Origin of the sequence: Caenimonas soli (genome assembly GCF_013155545.1) — a bacterium.
GTDB classification, from domain to species: domain Bacteria; phylum Pseudomonadota; class Gammaproteobacteria; order Burkholderiales; family Burkholderiaceae_C; genus Ramlibacter; species Ramlibacter soli.
Genome location: NZ_JABJVV010000022.1, coordinates 1 through 15,603 on the forward strand (window position 1 = coordinate 1; position 15,603 = coordinate 15,603).

13 protein-coding genes are annotated in these 15,603 nt (G+C 65.8%); 5 read left to right on the forward strand and 8 right to left on the reverse strand.

Features of this window, described 5'->3' with window-relative positions; all coding sequences use genetic code 11:
- From HNE04_RS24895 to HNE04_RS24905, 3 genes are all read left to right on the forward strand, one after another.
- Positions 1-3,924, forward strand: a 3,924-nt coding sequence (locus tag HNE04_RS24895; RefSeq protein ID WP_172225641.1) for a beta strand repeat-containing protein, incomplete at its 5' end; no start/stop codon positions are given.
- A 26-nt stretch (positions 3,925-3,950) separates the two neighbouring features.
- Entirely contained in the window at positions 3,951-5,666 is a 1,716-nt protein-coding gene (locus HNE04_RS24900; protein ID WP_172225643.1) for a type I secretion system permease/ATPase, read from the forward strand.
- Positions 5,663-7,000, forward strand: a complete 1,338-nt coding sequence (locus HNE04_RS24905; protein ID WP_172225645.1) for an HlyD family type I secretion periplasmic adaptor subunit — start codon at positions 5,663-5,665, stop codon at positions 6,998-7,000. The genes HNE04_RS24900 and HNE04_RS24905 overlap by 4 nt, the downstream gene beginning before the upstream one ends.
- Positions 7,001-7,008: 8 nt before the next feature.
- On the opposite strand, the gene HNE04_RS24910 is transcribed toward HNE04_RS24905, so the two are convergent.
- The 6 genes from HNE04_RS24910 to HNE04_RS24935 form a co-directional block, all read right to left on the reverse strand.
- The gene (locus HNE04_RS24910) at positions 7,009-8,010 is read right to left on the reverse strand and encodes a serine/threonine protein kinase (RefSeq protein WP_172225647.1); all 1,002 of its coding nucleotides are present in this window, start codon (positions 8,008-8,010) and stop codon (positions 7,009-7,011) included.
- A gap of 14 nt (positions 8,011-8,024) precedes the next feature.
- Positions 8,025-9,113: a DUF2855 family protein gene (locus tag HNE04_RS24915; protein ID WP_172225650.1), complete on the reverse strand. Its 1,089-nt coding sequence runs from the start codon at positions 9,111-9,113 to the stop codon at positions 8,025-8,027.
- Between the two features lie 66 nt (positions 9,114-9,179).
- Positions 9,180-9,596, reverse strand: a complete 417-nt coding sequence (locus HNE04_RS24920; RefSeq protein ID WP_172225652.1) for an organic hydroperoxide resistance protein — start codon at positions 9,594-9,596, stop codon at positions 9,180-9,182.
- Positions 9,597-9,655: 59 nt separating this feature from the next.
- Entirely contained in the window at positions 9,656-10,102 is a 447-nt protein-coding gene (locus HNE04_RS24925) for a MarR family winged helix-turn-helix transcriptional regulator (RefSeq protein ID WP_172225655.1), read from the reverse strand.
- A 71-nt stretch (positions 10,103-10,173) separates the two neighbouring features.
- Positions 10,174-10,971: an ABC transporter permease gene (locus HNE04_RS24930; RefSeq protein WP_172225658.1), complete on the reverse strand. Its 798-nt coding sequence runs from the start codon at positions 10,969-10,971 to the stop codon at positions 10,174-10,176.
- A gap of 2 nt (positions 10,972-10,973) precedes the next feature.
- Positions 10,974-11,897, reverse strand: coding sequence for an ATP-binding cassette domain-containing protein (locus HNE04_RS24935; protein WP_172225661.1), 924 nt, complete (start codon positions 11,895-11,897; stop codon positions 10,974-10,976).
- A 62-nt stretch (positions 11,898-11,959) separates the two neighbouring features.
- Here HNE04_RS24935 and asd point away from each other — a divergent pair, with 62 nt between their 5' ends.
- Positions 11,960-12,820, forward strand: a complete 861-nt coding sequence (asd, locus tag HNE04_RS24940; protein ID WP_172225664.1) for an archaetidylserine decarboxylase — start codon at positions 11,960-11,962, stop codon at positions 12,818-12,820.
- On the opposite strand, the gene HNE04_RS24945 is transcribed toward asd, so the two are convergent.
- Entirely contained in the window at positions 12,814-14,307 is a 1,494-nt protein-coding gene (locus tag HNE04_RS24945; protein WP_172225667.1) for an AMP nucleosidase, read from the reverse strand. The two genes, asd and HNE04_RS24945, sit on opposite strands and share 7 nt — an antisense overlap.
- Before the next feature lie 164 nt (positions 14,308-14,471).
- On the opposite strand from HNE04_RS24945, the gene HNE04_RS24950 reads away from it, so the two are divergent.
- Positions 14,472-14,732: a hypothetical protein gene (locus HNE04_RS24950; protein WP_172225670.1), complete on the forward strand. Its 261-nt coding sequence runs from the start codon at positions 14,472-14,474 to the stop codon at positions 14,730-14,732.
- On the opposite strand, the gene HNE04_RS24955 is transcribed toward HNE04_RS24950, so the two are convergent.
- Complete coding sequence (locus HNE04_RS24955) at positions 14,725-15,585, reverse strand: FecR domain-containing protein (protein ID WP_172225673.1); 861 nt, start codon at positions 15,583-15,585, stop codon at positions 14,725-14,727. The two genes, HNE04_RS24950 and HNE04_RS24955, sit on opposite strands and share 8 nt — an antisense overlap.
- Positions 15,586-15,603 lie beyond the last annotated feature (18 nt).

Consider the following 15,603-nt stretch of genomic DNA (forward strand, 5'->3'; position numbering starts at 1 on the left):
TCGGACGATCCGACGGCTGTCAGCGCCAGCCGCACCATTCAATGGACTGTGACCGATGCCAACTCGGACGGCGCGGGCGCTGCCACGAGCGCGGCGGGCACTTCAACCATCAATGTGACGGCGGTCAACGACGCGCCGGTGCTGACGGACCTGGGCGGCACGCTGGCGTACACGGAGAATGGCGCGGCGGCAGCGATCGACAGCGCGATCACGCTGACTGATGTCGACGACACGCAAATGGCTTCGGCCACGGTGACAATCAGTGCCGGCTTCACCGCCGGCGACGTGCTGGGCACGGGCGACCTGACCGGCACGGGCATCACCGCTAGCTACAACGCGAGCACCGGCGTGCTCACGCTCAGCGGTGTGGCCAGCAAGGCGACCTACGAGGCGGCTCTGGAGTCGGTGACCTACCACAGCACGTCGGAGGACCCGACAGCCGTCAGCGCCAGCCGCACCATTCAATGGACCGTGACCGATGCCAACTCGGACGGCGCGGGCGCTGCCACGAGCGCGGCAGGCACCTCGACCATCAATGTGACGGCGGTCAACGACGCGCCGGTGCTCGCGGGACTGGGCGGCACGCTGGCGTACACGGAGAATGGCGCGGCGGCAGCGATCGACAGCGCGATCACGCTGACTGATGTCGACGACACGCAAATGGCTTCGGCCACGGTGACAATCAGTGCCGGCTTCACCGCCGGCGACGTGCTGGGCACGGGCGACCTGACCGGCACGGGCATCACCGCTAGCTACAACGCGAGCACTGGCGTGCTCACGCTCAGCGGTGTGGCCAGCAAGGCGACCTACGAGGCGGCTCTGGAGTCGGTGACCTACCACAGCACCTCGGACGATCCGACCGCCGTCAGCGCCAGCCGCACCATTCAATGGACCGTGACCGATGCCAACTCGGACGGCGCGGGCGCTGCCACGAGCGCGGCGGGCACTTCAACCATCAATGTGACGGCGGTCAACGACGCGCCGGTGCTGACGGACCTGGGCGGCACGCTGGCGTATACAGAAAACGCTGCGGCCAGCGTGATCGACGGCACGATCACCCTGGCCGACGCGGACGACACGCAGATGGTCTCGGCCACGGTGACGATCAGCGCCGGCTTCACCGCCGGCGACGTGCTGGGCTTCACCAACACTGCCTCCATCACCGGCAGCTACAACGCGAGCACTGGCGTACTCACGCTCACAGGCCTGGCCACCACGGCGGCCTACGAGGCGGCCTTGGAGTCAGTGACCTACCACAGCACTTCGGACGACCCGACCGCCGTCAGCGCCAGCCGCACCATTGAGTGGAAGGTGACCGACGCCAACTCGGACGGCGCAGGCGCTACCACGAGCGCGGCAGGCACCTCGACCATCAATGTGACGGCGGTCAACGACGCGCCGACGCTCACCACGATGGCCGCACCGGTGGACACCGTGAATGAAGACACGCAGGTGGAGGTCACGTTTGCCGAGATCGCGGCGCAGGGTGACGAAGCGGACGTCGATGGCACGGTGACCGCGTTCGTGGTCAAGGCCGTGAGCAGCGGCACGCTGCTGATCGGCACCAGCGCGGGGACGGCGACGGCGTGGGCGGCGGGCAGCAACGACACGGTCGATGCGACGCAAAAAGCGTACTGGACCGGTGCGGCCAATGCCAACGGCACGCTCAATGCGTTCACGGTGGTGGCAAAAGACAACGGCGGGCTGGAGTCGGCCACGCCGGTGCAGGTGCAGGTGAGCGTGACGGCGGTCAACGATGCGCCGGTGCTGGCGGGCGATCTGGCGGCGACGGTTAATGAGGGAGCGAGCAACACGATCACCACGACGGATCTGAACTACACCGATCCGGACGACAACGCGGCGGGTGTGACCTTCACGGTCACCGACCAGATCAACGGCACGTTGAAGGTCGGCGGCGTTGCGGCCACCTCGTTCACCGGAACGCAACTGGTGGCTGGCGACGTGACGTTCCTGCACGACGGCAGCGAGACGCTGACGGCCTCGTTCAAGGTGTCGGTGGAAGACGGCAACGAGGACGCTTCGACGCCCACGCAGAGCACCTTCAACTTCACGGTGAACCCGGTCAACGACGCGCCGGTGCTGACGGGCGACCTGGCGGCGACGGTGGACGAGGGCGCGAGCTACACGATCACCACGACGGATCTGAACTACACCGATCCGGACGACAACGCGGCGGGGGTGACCTTCACGGTCACCGACCAGGTCAACGGCACGGTGAAGGTGGGCGGCGTTGCGGCCACCTCGTTCACCGGCACGCAGCTGGCCGCTGGCGACGTGACGTTCCTGCACGACGGCAGCGAGACGCTGGCGGCCTCGTTCAAGGTGTCGGTGGAAGACGGCAACGAGGACGCTTCGACGCCCACGCAGAGCACCTTCAACTTCACGGTGAACCCGGTCAACGACGCGCCGGTGCTGACGGGCGACCTGGCGGCGACGGTGGACGAGGGCGCGAGCTACACGATCACCACGACGGATCTGAACTACACCGATCCGGACGACAACGCGGCGGGTGTGACCTTCACGGTCACCGACCAGATCAACGGCACGTTGAAGGTCGGCGGCGTTGCGGCCACCTCGTTCACCGGAACGCAACTGGCGGCTGGCGACGTGACGTTCCTGCACGACGGCAGCGAGACGCTGACGGCCTCGTTCAAGGTGTCGGTGGAAGACGGCAACGAGGACGCTTCGACGCCCACGCAGAGCACCTTCAACTTCACGGTGAACCCGGTCAACGACGCGCCGGTGGCGGTGGCCGATACGGTCGTCACCAACGTGGCGCTCGGAACCTCGTACGTCATCCCGGGCAAAGCACTGCTGGCGAACGACACCGATGCCGATAGCGGTCCGTCGCTGCTCAGCATTGCCAGCGTGTCCAACCCCGCCGCGCCTTCCGACACTGTCAGCCTGTCGACCGGAAACGTGACCTACACCGACAACACGCCGGCGGGCGGGTCGTTCAAGTACACGGTATCCGACGGCACGAACACCAGCGCTGCCGGCGACGTGTCGATCGCCCGGCAGGCGTCGGCGACGTTCGTTGGAACCACAGCCAACGAGATTTTCGTGGGGAGTTCCAGCAACAACGAGGTCTACCAGTTCGATGCAACGGCAGCCGGAGGTTTCGGCCGAGACGCGATCCGTGACATGGGTGGAAACGGCGAAGAAATCCAGATCATCACCAGCAGCCCACTCAACAGCACCAGCATCGCTTCCTTGAATTTCGAGCGCGTCGGGGACGATCTGATTGTCAGCGTCAATGCTTCCCAGATCACCGTGTATGACCAGTACGTCGCGGCGAACTCCCTGTCGACAATCCAGTTCACCAATGGCGGCACCGCCTACGGTTATCAACTGAACACCACCGGCTACCGTCTCAGCATCGACGCGAGCAGTCCGCTGGACGGAACCAACCAGGAGGACATGATCGCCGGAACGTCGTCGCTTACCGGGGAGACACTGAACGGCCAGAACCAGAACGACTTGCTTTTCGGCAACGCGGGCAATGACACTCTAGATGGCGGCACAGGCAATGACTTGCTCGTCGGTGGCGGGGGTAACGACACCTTCGTCTTCGATACGACACTCAATGCTTCAACCAACGTCGATCGAATTGCGGACCTTCAGGCCGATGGAACGGACAAGATCCACCTGGACGAGTCGATATTCGCCGCCTTCGCGACTCCCCCGGCTGGTGGGGCGCCGCTTGCAGCCGCGAATTTCGCTGCCAATGCGGGCGGTGTGGCCGGTGACGCCAACGACTTCATTCTGTATGACACCAGTACCGGAAATCTGTATTACGACGCTGATGGCAACGGTGGCGGTGCCAGGGTTCTCTTTGCAATCTTGTACCTGCCGGACGTGACGGGGACGGTCGACAACACCGATTTCGTCGTCATCCCCTGAGCTCTCGCGAATCTTCGGGCTTTTTCATGATCGCATTGCTCCAACTCCTCAAGCGCCCGCTGCTCCATGTTGCGGGCTTCTCCTTCTTCGTGAACCTCTTGCTGTTGGCGCCGGCGCTGTTCATGCTGCAGGTCTTCGACCGCGTGCTGACCAGCCAGAGCCAGGCGACGTTGCTGGTGCTGCTGCTCGGCATGGCGGTGGCGCTCGGCCTGATGTTGCTGCTGGACTATCTGCGAAGTCGCCTGCAGGGGGTCGTCGGCAACCTGATCGCGGAGCAGCTTTCGCCGATCGTGGCCAAGGTCATGCTGGCCAGTTCCGCGCGTCGGACCGAGCGCGTGCCGTCTGAGGGCCTACGGGACGTCGCGGCGCTGCGCAACCTGTTTTCCGCCCAGGGCCTGCTGGCGCTGTTCGACATGCCCTGGGCAATCATCTACGTGGCCGTGATCTGGCTAGCGCACCCTTTGTTGGGGATAGCGGCGGCCGCCGCGTCGTTGCTGATGCTCGTCCTGGCGCTGGTGAACGACCGCATCACGCGCCGAGAGATCGAAGCGCTGCAGAAGGAGGCGGCGGTGGCCACGCGCTATCTCGAATCCTCGATGCAGAACGCCGAGGTGGTGCAATCCCTGGGCATGGGCGAGGCGCTGTTGGGACGCTGGCGGGATCTCAACGCCAGGGTCACCGCGCTGCAGGGCCCGACCGCGCGCAAGTCCGTGGCGATGGCCGCCCTGACGCGTGCCACCCGCCAGGCGGTTCAGGTGGCGATGCAGGCGCTCGGCGCCTACCTGGTCATCAGCGGTGATGGCACGCCCGGCATCCTCGTCGCCGCCACGATCCTGCTCGGGCGCGCCCTGGCTCCGGTGGAGCAGGTGGTGGGCGGCTGGCGAGTGCTGGCCGAAGGGCGCGCCGCTTTCTCACGGCTGTCCGAGCTGCTCGACATGGCCGCGCGCGAGCCCGAACGGATGACCCTGCCGCCGCCGAGCGGCAGGCTGCAGGCACAGGGCTTGGTGTACCGGGCGCCGCAGAGTGAGCGGTTGATCCTGGCCGGGGTATCGCTCAGTCTCGAGCCCGGCGAGTCGTTGGCCATCGTTGGCGCCAGCGGCGCCGGCAAGTCCACACTGCTGCGCCTGCTCACCGGCCTGTGGAAGCCTACGGCCGGCGTCGTGCGGCTGGATCACGTGGATGTGGCGCAATGGCCGCGGGCGCAGCTTGGCCCCTGGCTCGGTTATGTGCCGCAAGATGTGGAGTTGTTCGCGGGTACGGTCGCGGAGAACATAGCGCGTCTGGGCGTGGTGGATTCGGAGATGGTGGTGCGGGCGGCCCGGCGGGCCGGCGTGCACGAGTTGATCCTTGCGCTGCCGGGCGGCTACGACACGCCCGTCGATGCCATGGGGACCATGCTCTCGCCTGGGCAGCGCCAGCGGATCGCGCTGGCCCGGGCGCTATATGGCGATCCCAAGTTGCTTGTGCTCGATGAGCCCAATTCCAACCTCGACGGGGCCGGCGAGCTGGCGCTGGGCGAGGCGCTGAAATCTCTCAAGGGGCACGTAACGGTCATCGTCGTCACCCACCGCAACACGTTGGTACAGCACATGGACAAGATGCTGGTGCTGGAAGCCGGCCGTGTGCAGGAGTACGGCAGCGCGGCCGAGGTCAGGCAAGCGATGCAGCGGTCGGCCCAAAAGGCGGTCGGCGGGCAATTGGTGGCGATACCGCGGGCGCCGCGCGAGGCAGCAGCATCATGAACAACTTCGTCGGCGCTGTGGCGGCAAACGATCCGGTGGCACCGCATCTGGCCGAAGCCGTCCGGCTGACCCGTTGGGGCATGGCGGTGCTCTTGTGCGGCTTGTTGCCGGTGCTGGCCTGGCTGTCGTTCGCGCCGCTGTCGTCTGCGGTGGTGGCGCAGGCGTACGTCAAGGTGGACCTGAATCGACGGCCGGTGCAGCATGCCGAAGGTGGCACGGTGCGCGAGGTGCTGGTGCGCGACGGCCAGCGGGTGCGCCAGGGAGAGCCGTTGCTGATTCTGGGAGACGTGTCCGTCGATGCCGACAGGAATCGGCTCGACTACCGTGTCCGCTCCGAGGGGGCCAGCCTGGCGCGGCTCGACGCCGAGCAAACCCTGGCACGCGCGATCGTATTTCCGCCAGAGCTTGTCGAGGGAGCGAAGAACGACCCGCGCCTGGCAGGGCAGATGGACAAGGAGCGGGCCTTGTTCGGCGCGCGGCGCGATGCGTTGCAGGGACAGGTGCGGCTGCTGCAGGTTCAGCGCGAAAAAGTGGCGGAAGAGATCGTGGCGCTGCGGGCGCAGATTGCGCAGGCAGTCGAATCCGCCGCATTCCAGAAAACCGAACTCGAAACCAACCGCCGGCTGCTCAAGGACGGCTTCATCTCGGCCACCCGCATCGCCCAGCTGGAAGGCACCGTGGCCGACTACGGCGTGAAGATCGGGGAGCGCCGTTCGGAACTGGCGCGGGCACAGCAGCGGATGGTCGATGCGGACCTGCGGATACGTTCGCTGGAAAGCGACTACCGCCAGCAGGCCAGCGACCAGCTCAAGGTCACGGCTGCGCGGCTCTCCGAGATCGAGCAGGAGCGCCGCAAGTCGGTCGATGCGTCGGCGCGCCAGGTGATCCTGGCGCCAGCTACCGGCGAGGTCATCGACCTGAAATATTCAACGCCCGGTTCGGTCATTCCACCTCGCGAAACCATTGCCGACATCGTGCCGGTCGACTCCCGGTTGCTGACGGAGGCGCGCATTCGCACCGAAGACATCAACCGGATCCAACGCGGCCAGCCCGCGGACATCCGGTTCACCGCTTTCAAGTACCGCACGACACAACTCGTCCATGGCAAGGTGGTCTACATTTCGGCGGACCGGCTGGTCGACCGTGCAAACAATGTCCCGTACTACTCCGTCCTGGTTGAAGCAGATCCCGTGTCGCTGGCCGCGGCGGGAGACCTGAAGCTGCTGGCGGGCATGCCGGCCGAGGTGTACATCCTCGGTGAGGAGCGAACGCCCCTGCAATACCTGATCGAGCCGATCAGCCAGGTATTGCGCCGCGCCGGGCGCGAGCGCTGACCCGCGCGTCACACCACCAGCGGTGGCTCGGCCATGGCCTCGATCTGTTCTTCCAGCATCTGCACCTGGCCCTGCCAGTAGTCGCTGGAGCCGAACCAGGGGAAATTGATCGGGAAGATCGGGTCGGCCCAGCGCCGTGCCAGCCATGCGCTGTAGTGGATCAGCCTCAGCGTGCGCAGCGGCTCGATCAGGGCCAGCTCTTCGCGGTTGAACTCTCGGAACATCTCGTAGCCGTCCACCAGCGGGCCCAGCTGCTTCTGGCGCTGGCCGCGATCGCCCGACAGCAGCATCCAGAAGTCCTGCACCGCGGGCCCGGTGCGCGCGTCGTCCAGGTCCACGAAATGCGGGCCCTGGTCGGGCACCCACAGGATGTTGCCGGGATGGCAATCGCCGTGCAGGCGGATCATCGAGATGCCGCTGTCCCGCCGTTCGCCCAACGCAGTGTCGGCGATCATGCGCAAGGCCTCGTCGCACTGTCTTTCCCAGGCAGACTGGACATCGAGCGGAATCATCTGGTGCTCCAGCAACCACGTGCGCGGCTCCAGGCCGAAGGTCTGCATATCGAGCGCGGGCCTGCTGACAAACGGCCGGGCCTTGCCCGTCATGTGGATGCGCGCAAGAAAGCGTCCGATCCATTCCAGCACTTCGGCGTCGTCCAGTTCGGGTGCACGGCCACCCCGGCGCGGGCTTACGCTGAATTCGAACCCGCCGAACGAATGCAAGGTCTTGCCGTTCAGGACCAGCGGGCCGACGGCGGGCACCTCGGCGGCCATCAGTTCGGCCGCGAAAGCGTGTTCCTCCAGGATCTGCGCCGTGTTCCATCGGCCGGGGCGGTAGAACTTGGCCACCACGGCGTCCAGTCCCTCGTGGGCTTCTTCGAGGTGGATCTGGTAGACGCGGTTCTCGTACGAGCTCAGCGCCAGCAGCCGGCCGTCGCCGTACAGGCCGACGCTGGCCATTGCGTCCAGCACCACGTCGGGCGTGAGCTGTTCATAGGGATGGGATGACATCCCTCATTGTCGCCCTAGCTCAATGACAGGATGTGCCCTTGGCGCGGATCACCCCGGCCCGCCAGTACCTGCGCATACACCGCCTGCGCCGCTTCCGGACCCTGGTGACGCTGTACCTGGAGCCAGGGCGCACTGTCGTTGCTGGCTTTGGCGCTGAACGCGCGCCAGGCCTGCACCAGCCGTTTCCCCAGTTCTGCGGGACCCCAGTCGGCTTGGCGCTTCTTCGCTTGAGCCGGTGCGAAGAACAGGGTCGGACGCGGCCCCGGCAAATCCTTGGCGCCGCCCAGCTGGTCCACGTGGGTGCCGCCAATCGAGCAGCTGTACTTGAGGTTGGCAAAGCGGCTGTGGATGCTGCGCCGCAGCTGCGCGTTGCCGGCGAAATCGGTATAGACGCACGCGGTATCGGCAGGCAGTTGGTCGAGCTGGTCGTAGCTCAGCACGCGGCTGTAGCAGCCCAGGCTCTCGCAGAATGCGCGATTGTCCGGCGAAGTCAGGCCCACCACCTCGATGCCCGGCCGCTGGATGAGCTGGAAAGCCGTGCCGTAGGCGGTCTTGCTCGACGCGCTGGACAGCAGCACGGTGCGGGCGCCGAAGAAGTCGTTGTCCGCCAGGAAGTCGTCGATCAGCCAGGAGGTGATGAAGAGCGGCCGCAATATCGCCTGGGCGTCTTCGCTGCCCGGTGTATGGAACGGGTCGGCGCTGCACCGCAGGTACTGGTTGTACAAGGCGTGCAGCTGGGCGCGATGCGGCGCCGCATCGCTGAAACCCGAAGCCGTGACGCGATCGGGTTGCAGCACGGCTTGATTGGACATCGGCCAGTAGCCGTAGAGTTTTTCGCCCACCGCCACGCCCGGATGCAGCGACTGCACCACGGTGGCGAAGCCCCACACCGGCACGATCCCCCAGCCCTGCTCGCCGGTGGGATAGAACTGCCAGTAGTTCATCGCCTCGCCGAAGGCCGCGTAGGTGATGTTATTGGAGGTCAGCGCGAAGGAATCGACGCGCACACGGATCTGGCCGTCGGCCAGCGGGGCGTCCTCGCGGGTTTCGATGCGCGTGGTGCCCAGCTGGTCCTGGCGCACTAGGAGGGTGGTCGTGCTCATGGGGGCACCCTAAACCAAACGGCCTGCCTGTTCAAGACAGGCAGGCCGCATCGGTGACAGCAGGCCTTACACCAGGTTGATCGCGACGTTGATGTTGCCGCGGGTGGCGTTGGAGTACGGGCACACCTTGTGGGCGGTGTCCACCAGGGCCTGGGCGGCGGCGCGCTCCATGCCCGGCAGGCTCACGTTCAGGCGGGCAGCGATGCCGTAGGACTGGCCGACCGGTCCCAGGTCGACTTCGGCGTCCACCGCCACGTCGGCCGGCAGGGCGACCTTCATCTTGCCCGCAACCGCCTTCATGGCACCGATGAAGCAGGCGGAATAACCGGCCGCGAACAGCTGCTCGGGGTTGGTGCCGGTGCCGGGGGTGCCGGGGGGCGACAACTTGATGTCCAGGCGGCCATCGTCGGTGCGGGAGACGCCGTCGCGGCCACCGGTGGTGTGGGCTTTGGCGGTGTACAGCACTTTTTCGAGTTGGGTCATGGTGGTTCCTTTGGGGTTGAAAGACTTCGTTTGAAGCGGGTTGAAAGAGGGGGTGAGGGTCAGCCGGCCAGGCGCTGGCGCAGCCCCTGGATCTGGCGCGTCAGTTGCACCAGCTCGGGTATCGAACACTGGCTGGCGGCCAGGATGCAGCCGGGGATTTTCTGGGCGCGGCTCTTGAGCTTGCGCCCGGCGGCGGTCAGGGTGATGTGCACGCGCCGCTCGTCCTCGACGGCGCGGATGCGGGCGATCAGGCCGGCTGCCTCCAGCCGCTTGAGCAAGGGGGTCAGCGTGCCGGAGTCCAGCGACAGGCGTTCGCCCAGCTCGGAGACCGTCAGGCCGTCGCGCTCCCATAGCACCAGCAGCGTAAGGTATTGCGGATAGGTCAGGCCCAGCTCATCGAGCAACGGCTTGTACAGCTTGGTCATGGCCAGCGACGCCGAGTACAGGGCGAAGCACAACTGGTTGTCCAGCAGCAGAGCCTGGTTTGGGTCGATTTTTTGCGCCATGGCCGAAGTATAGCGTCAAATTGAATTGCGTGCAACTCAATTTTGCACGAAGGGATGGACTCACCGGCCTGCTACTTCCAAAACCGCCTTCGCGTCAGCGCCAGCGCGATCCAGAACCCGCCCACCGTATAGCCCGTGAGCACCAGGGCGCTGCGCAGGGCATCGGCGGGCCACTGGTCCATGAACATCGGGCGCACCAGTTCCACCGCGTTGGTCAGCGGCAACCAGTCCGACACGATCCTCACGGCTCCCGGCAATTGCTCCCGGGGAAAGAAGATGCCCGACAGGAACATCATGGGCGTGAGGAACAGCGTGAAGTAGTAGGTGAAGAAGTCGTAGCCCGTGGCCAGCGCATTGAAGATCAGCGCGATGCACGAGAAGGTGATGCCCACGCACAGCAGCACCGCCCACGCGGCCAGCAGCTTTGGGCTGTGGCTGATGCCCAGGGCCAGCATGACGCACAGGATGGCCGTGACGGTGAATAGCGACTTGAAGGCGGCCCACAGCATCTCGGCCATCACCACGTTGTCCAGGCTGACCGGCGCGTTCATGATGCCGTCCCAGGTCTTCTGCACGTGCATCCGCGAGAACGCCGAGTACAGCGCCTCGAAGGAGGCCGCATTCATCGCGCTCATGCAGATCGAACCGCTGGCCAGGAACAAGATGTACGGCACCTGGGTGCCGCCCATCTGCACCTGCCCGACGAGCGCGCCCATGCCGTAGCCGAAGGCCACCAGCCACATCAGCGGCTCGGCGATGTTGCCCAGCAGGCTGGGTATCGCCAGCTTGCGCCACACCAGCAGGTTGCGCAGGAACACCGGCCACCAACGCAGCGACAGGTCCGGCACTCTCCAGATGCTTTGGTTCATCGCTAGCCTTCCTCGCGTATTTGCCGGCCCGTCAGCTTGAGGAACAGGTCCTCCAGGTTGGCGGGCCGGTGCAGGGTGCGCAGCGTGGGATGGGCCGCCAGCGCATCGAGCAGCCGCTTGGCCCCCTGCGTGTAGAAAAACACGGTCTCGCCGCTGACCTCGACGCGCGCAGCCAGCGATTTCAGCGGCGACGCGGCCAGCGCCAGCGCCCCGTTGCCATAGGCCTCGACCACGTCGGGTTCCAGGTGCTGCGCGATCAGGTCGCGCGGCCGGCCTTCCGCGATCTTCCTGCCATGGTCCAGGACCAGCAGGCGCGAACAAAGCCGCTCCGCTTCGTCCATGAAGTGCGTGGTAAGCAGGATCGACTTGCCTTGCTGCAACAGCAGTTGCAAACGCTCCCACATCAGGTGGCGCGCCTGCGGGTCCAGTCCGGTGGTCGGCTCGTCCAGCAGCAGCAGCCGCGGGTCGTTGACCAGGGCCCGCGCCAGGCTGAGGCGCCGGCGCATCCCGCCGGACAGTTCGCCCGGTTTCGAATCGGCCTTGTGCGACAGCGCGGCGAACTCCAGCAGCTTGGGGATGCGCTCGCGGATCTGCTTATCCTTCATGCCGAAATAGCGGCCATAGACCAGCAGGTTCTCGGCGCAGCTGAAATCCGGGTCCAGCGTGTCGAACTGGCTCACCACACCCAGCTGGGCCTTGATCGCCAGCGCATCGCGCGGCATGGAAAGACCGAGTGCGGCGATTTCCCCGCCGTCCGGGACGGTGAGTCCCAGGCACATGCGGACGGTGGTGGTCTTGCCCGCGCCGTTCGGGCCGATCACCCCCAGGCACTCGCCGCGGGCGATGTCGAACGACAGGTCGCTGACCACCGTGCTTTGCCCGTAGCGCTTGGAAAGATGGCTGGCCTGGAAGAGAAGTTCACTCATGGGGGCCAGCTATTGTGTCCCAGCCGCTAGAATTTTTGTTTTCGCCTTTCGAAAGCCGCCCAGTGCCCCAACGTCTCGCGGTAGCGCCGCAATACCTCTTGCCCAAGCGGCTTCTTACCGTCTTTGCCGGGCAGGTGGCAAACATGCGCGGCGGTCCGATCACCCACGCCATCATCCGAAATTTCATCAAGAAGTACCGGGTCAACATGGCTGAGGCCGCCGATCCCAGCGTCGAGAGCTACGCAACCTTCAACGAGTTCTTCACCCGGGCGCTGCGCGAAGGCGTTCGCCCGATGGCCGACTCGCCGTTCATTTGCCCTGTCGACGCCGCGATCAGCCAGTTCGGGCCGATCGAGCATGACCAGATCTTCCAGGCCAAGGGCCACAGCTATTCGACGCGCGCCCTGGTCGGCGGTGACCAGTCCCTGGCGCACCGGTTCGACCACGGGCATTTCGCCACCCTGTACCTCGCGCCCAAGGACTATCACCGCATCCACATGCCCTGCGAGGGCCGCCTGCGCCGCATGATCTACGTGCCGGGCGACCTGTTTTCGGTGAATCCGCTGACGGCACGCCATGTGCCGAGCCTGTTCGCGCGCAACGAACGGGTGGTCTGCGTGTTCGACACCCCCTACGGGCCTTTCGTCAACGTGCTGGTCGGCGCGACCATCGTCGGCAGCGTCGCCACCGTCTGGCACGGGGTGGTGAATCCGCCGCGCACGCGGACCATTCGGGAGTGGCGCTACGACGACGAGAACATCGTGCTGGCCAAGGGGGCGGAGATGGGCCGGTTCCTGCTCGGCTCCACGGTGGTCATGCTGTTCCCCAAGAACGTCGTCACCTTCATGGCCGACTGGGCGCCGACCCGGCCGGTGCGGCTGGGCGAGCCGATGGCGACGGTCCTGTCGTCCGCGACCTACTGAAACGCCACTTCGTCGAAGCTGCGCAGCTTGCGGCTGTGCAGGCGCTGGCTGCCCTCCGCGCGCAGGATCTCGATGGCACGCATGCCGATGCGCAAATGCTGGTCGACGCGTTCGCGGTAGAACTGGTTGGCCATGCCGGGCAGCTTGATCTCGCCGTGCAGGGGCTTGTCGCTCACGCACAGCAAGGTGCCGTAGGGAACCCGGAAGCGAAAGCCGTTGGCCGCGATGGTGGCGCTTTCCATGTCCAGCGCCACCGCCCGGCTCTGGCTGAATCGGCGCTGCGGCTGGTTGCCTGGCAAAAGCTCCCAGTTGCGGTTGTCGGTGCTGGCCACTGTCCCGGTGCGCATGATGCGCTTCAGGTCGGCGCCCTTGCATTGCGTGACGTCGGCCACCGCCTTTTCAAGCGCAAGCTGGATTTCGGCCAGGGCGGGGATCGGCACCCATAGGGGCAGTTCCTCGTCCAGCACGTGGTCCTCGCGCACGTAGGCATGGGCCAGCACGTAGTCGCCCAGCTGCTGGCTGTTGCGCAGGCCGGCGCAGTGGCCCAGCATCATCCAGGCGTGCGGCCGCAACACCGCGATGTGGTCGGTGATGGTCTTGGCATTGGCCGGGCCCACGCCGATGTTGACCATGGTGATGCCACCGTGGTTGGGACGCATCAGGTGGTAGGCCGGCATCTGCGGCAGCCGCGGCGGCACCGCGCCCAGGCTGTCGCCCGCTTCGGCGGCCAGTCCCGCGCGGCGCGTCACCACATTGCCAGGTTCCACGAAAGCGGTGTAGTCGCTCTTGGGGTTGGCCATTTCCTCGTGCCCCAGGCGCACGAATTCATCGATGTAGAACTGGTAATTGGTGAACAGCACGAAGTTCTGGAACCAGTCGGGCGCCGTGCCCGTGTAGTGGCGCAGCCGGTGCAGCGAGTAGTCCACGCGCGCCGCGGTGAACAGGGCCAGGGGCTGCGGCTCGCCGGGGCGTTGCTCCCAGGTGCCGTTGGCAATGCCGTCGTCCATCGCGCCCAGGTCCGGCAGGTCGAAGGCGTCGCGCATCAGCATGCGCCGCTCCGGGCTGAGTGTGCCTTCTATGTGCTCATTCTCGGCAAACGAGAAATGCACCGGGATCGGTTGTGTGCTTGTGCCCACTTCCAGTTCGACGCCGTGATTTTGCCGCAGCAGGCGGAACTGCTCCAGGTAGTAATTGCCATACAGGTCGGGCCGGGTGAGCGTGGTTTCGAAGCGGCCGGCGCTGGCCACGAAGCCATAGCTCAAGCCCGAGTTCTCCAGCGCGTTCTGGCGCACCACCGTGTCCGTGTGGATGCGCACGAAGGGGTAGCAGGCGCGCACATGCCCTGGCAGCGCCTCACCTGCGACAAATCGCTGCATTGCATCGCGCAGGTGGTCGATCTGCTGCGAGTAGATGGCGCGGACCTGGGCCAGCGCCGTGTGCGGGTCGCTGTGGCGGCTGGGAGCGATGAAGGGCGGCAAATAGGGCATGAAGCCTATTGTGCAACGTGCAAACCCCGCAGCCCAGACCCCCTTTTGCGCGTGAGAAACCGTCCTACAAGGTGTAACGAAGCCACCTGACGTTACAAACCGCACCCATCGGCCACAGTCGATCCATCCAAAACGTGAACCTGCAACTACCAGGAGTTGAGCGAATGAGAACAGCAACAACGGCCGGCAATCCCTTTGCACTGATGATGGACCCTGCGGGCGTGCGCCAGATGATCGACCGGTCCGAAGCCCTGAGCAGATTGAGTCAGCGCCAATGCCATCCGTTGGACCGGGCCGTGATCCGCAGTGCCAGCGCCGAACTGGCAGCCTATGACGCCAAGATCGACCGCACCACGGTCTATCTGCCGCCCGAAGAAGAAAAATCCTCTCCTGTCGTTCGTTCTTTCCCCGAATCCGTCAATTGAAGCGCCAGCCCGGTGGCGGATAGTGCGGTTGCACTATCACCGCCGGAGGTGCCGTCATCCGAGGCTGTACCCAAGTCCAACCCCAAGGCGCTATCCATTCCCAATGCCCGTGCTGATTGGGCACCCAGTTCGGCATGGCGCGGCTTGTGCCTGACTGGTGGCCCATCGCCGCTTGCGGCGCATGGCGCGCCGCCATCGATTGATCCTCGATACGATTGCGGTCGGCCGCCCACTGGTCGAAGCCGCTATCGCGCCCAACCCGATGGCCTGCGACTTTCAGGTCGCGCCCGCCGAACGCCATTTGCTGGCCCGCCTGTAGCTGCATTGTGCCGCTTGCGGCGCCATAGAGCATTGCCGTGCCGCTGCGGACGACGACTCGCGTGGTTCCCTGCGTCGGGTCGACGTCGATACGGTAGTCGCCCGGCTGCGCCGCCCTGAATGCCAGCTGCGGCGTGGTGATCTCGAACACCTCACCGCCTTCGCGCTGCCGCACCCGTGCGTTGACCGTGCCCTCGTTCAAGCTGGCCTGCAGCACGTTGCGCTCCAGCGCAACGACCTCGACAAAGGTCTCGCTGTCCAAGTGAAGTGCGGCCGGTCCCATCTGCACTTCCGCCCGGCCTCCCTTGTCGGTCCACAGGCGGTCGCCGCGGGCGAGGGGGCGCCGGGCCGACGCATCGGACCATTCCGTGGCGCCGGCCGGCGCAAAGGCCACCGATCCTTCGATGTGCGTCAGACCCGCCAGCCTTGCCGGCGGGGCCGGCTGTGCGATGACCGCGGCGCCGGCAAGGCCCAGTGCCATAACGGGCAGCAGGCGTGACAGAAAACCGCGAAACGGCACAAGGCAGGACTTCATGACGGTCTCCTGGGCCCG

Bases quoted from the DNA above. Each gene is read 5' to 3' on its own strand.
- HNE04_RS24910 (WP_172225647.1), bottom strand. From the start codon at position 8,010: ATGTCATCCCATCCCTATGAACAGCTCACGCCCGACGTGGTGCTGGAC.
- HNE04_RS24930 (WP_172225658.1), bottom strand. From the start codon at position 10,971: ATGAACCAAAGCATCTGGAGAGTGCCGGACCTGTCGCTGCGTTGGTGG.
- HNE04_RS24925 (WP_172225655.1), bottom strand. From the start codon at position 10,102: ATGGCGCAAAAAATCGACCCAAACCAGGCTCTGCTGCTGGACAACCAG.
- HNE04_RS24900 (WP_172225643.1), top strand. From the start codon at position 3,951: ATGATCGCATTGCTCCAACTCCTCAAGCGCCCGCTGCTCCATGTTGCG.
- HNE04_RS24935 (WP_172225661.1), bottom strand. From the start codon at position 11,897: ATGAGTGAACTTCTCTTCCAGGCCAGCCATCTTTCCAAGCGCTACGGG.
- HNE04_RS24955 (WP_172225673.1), bottom strand. From the start codon at position 15,585: ATGAAGTCCTGCCTTGTGCCGTTTCGCGGTTTTCTGTCACGCCTGCTG.
- HNE04_RS24920 (WP_172225652.1), bottom strand. From the start codon at position 9,596: ATGACCCAACTCGAAAAAGTGCTGTACACCGCCAAAGCCCACACCACC.
- HNE04_RS24905 (WP_172225645.1), top strand. From the start codon at position 5,663: ATGAACAACTTCGTCGGCGCTGTGGCGGCAAACGATCCGGTGGCACCG.
- HNE04_RS24945 (WP_172225667.1), bottom strand. From the start codon at position 14,307: ATGCCCTATTTGCCGCCCTTCATCGCTCCCAGCCGCCACAGCGACCCG.
- HNE04_RS24915 (WP_172225650.1), bottom strand. From the start codon at position 9,113: ATGAGCACGACCACCCTCCTAGTGCGCCAGGACCAGCTGGGCACCACG.
- HNE04_RS24950 (WP_172225670.1), top strand. From the start codon at position 14,472: ATGAGAACAGCAACAACGGCCGGCAATCCCTTTGCACTGATGATGGAC.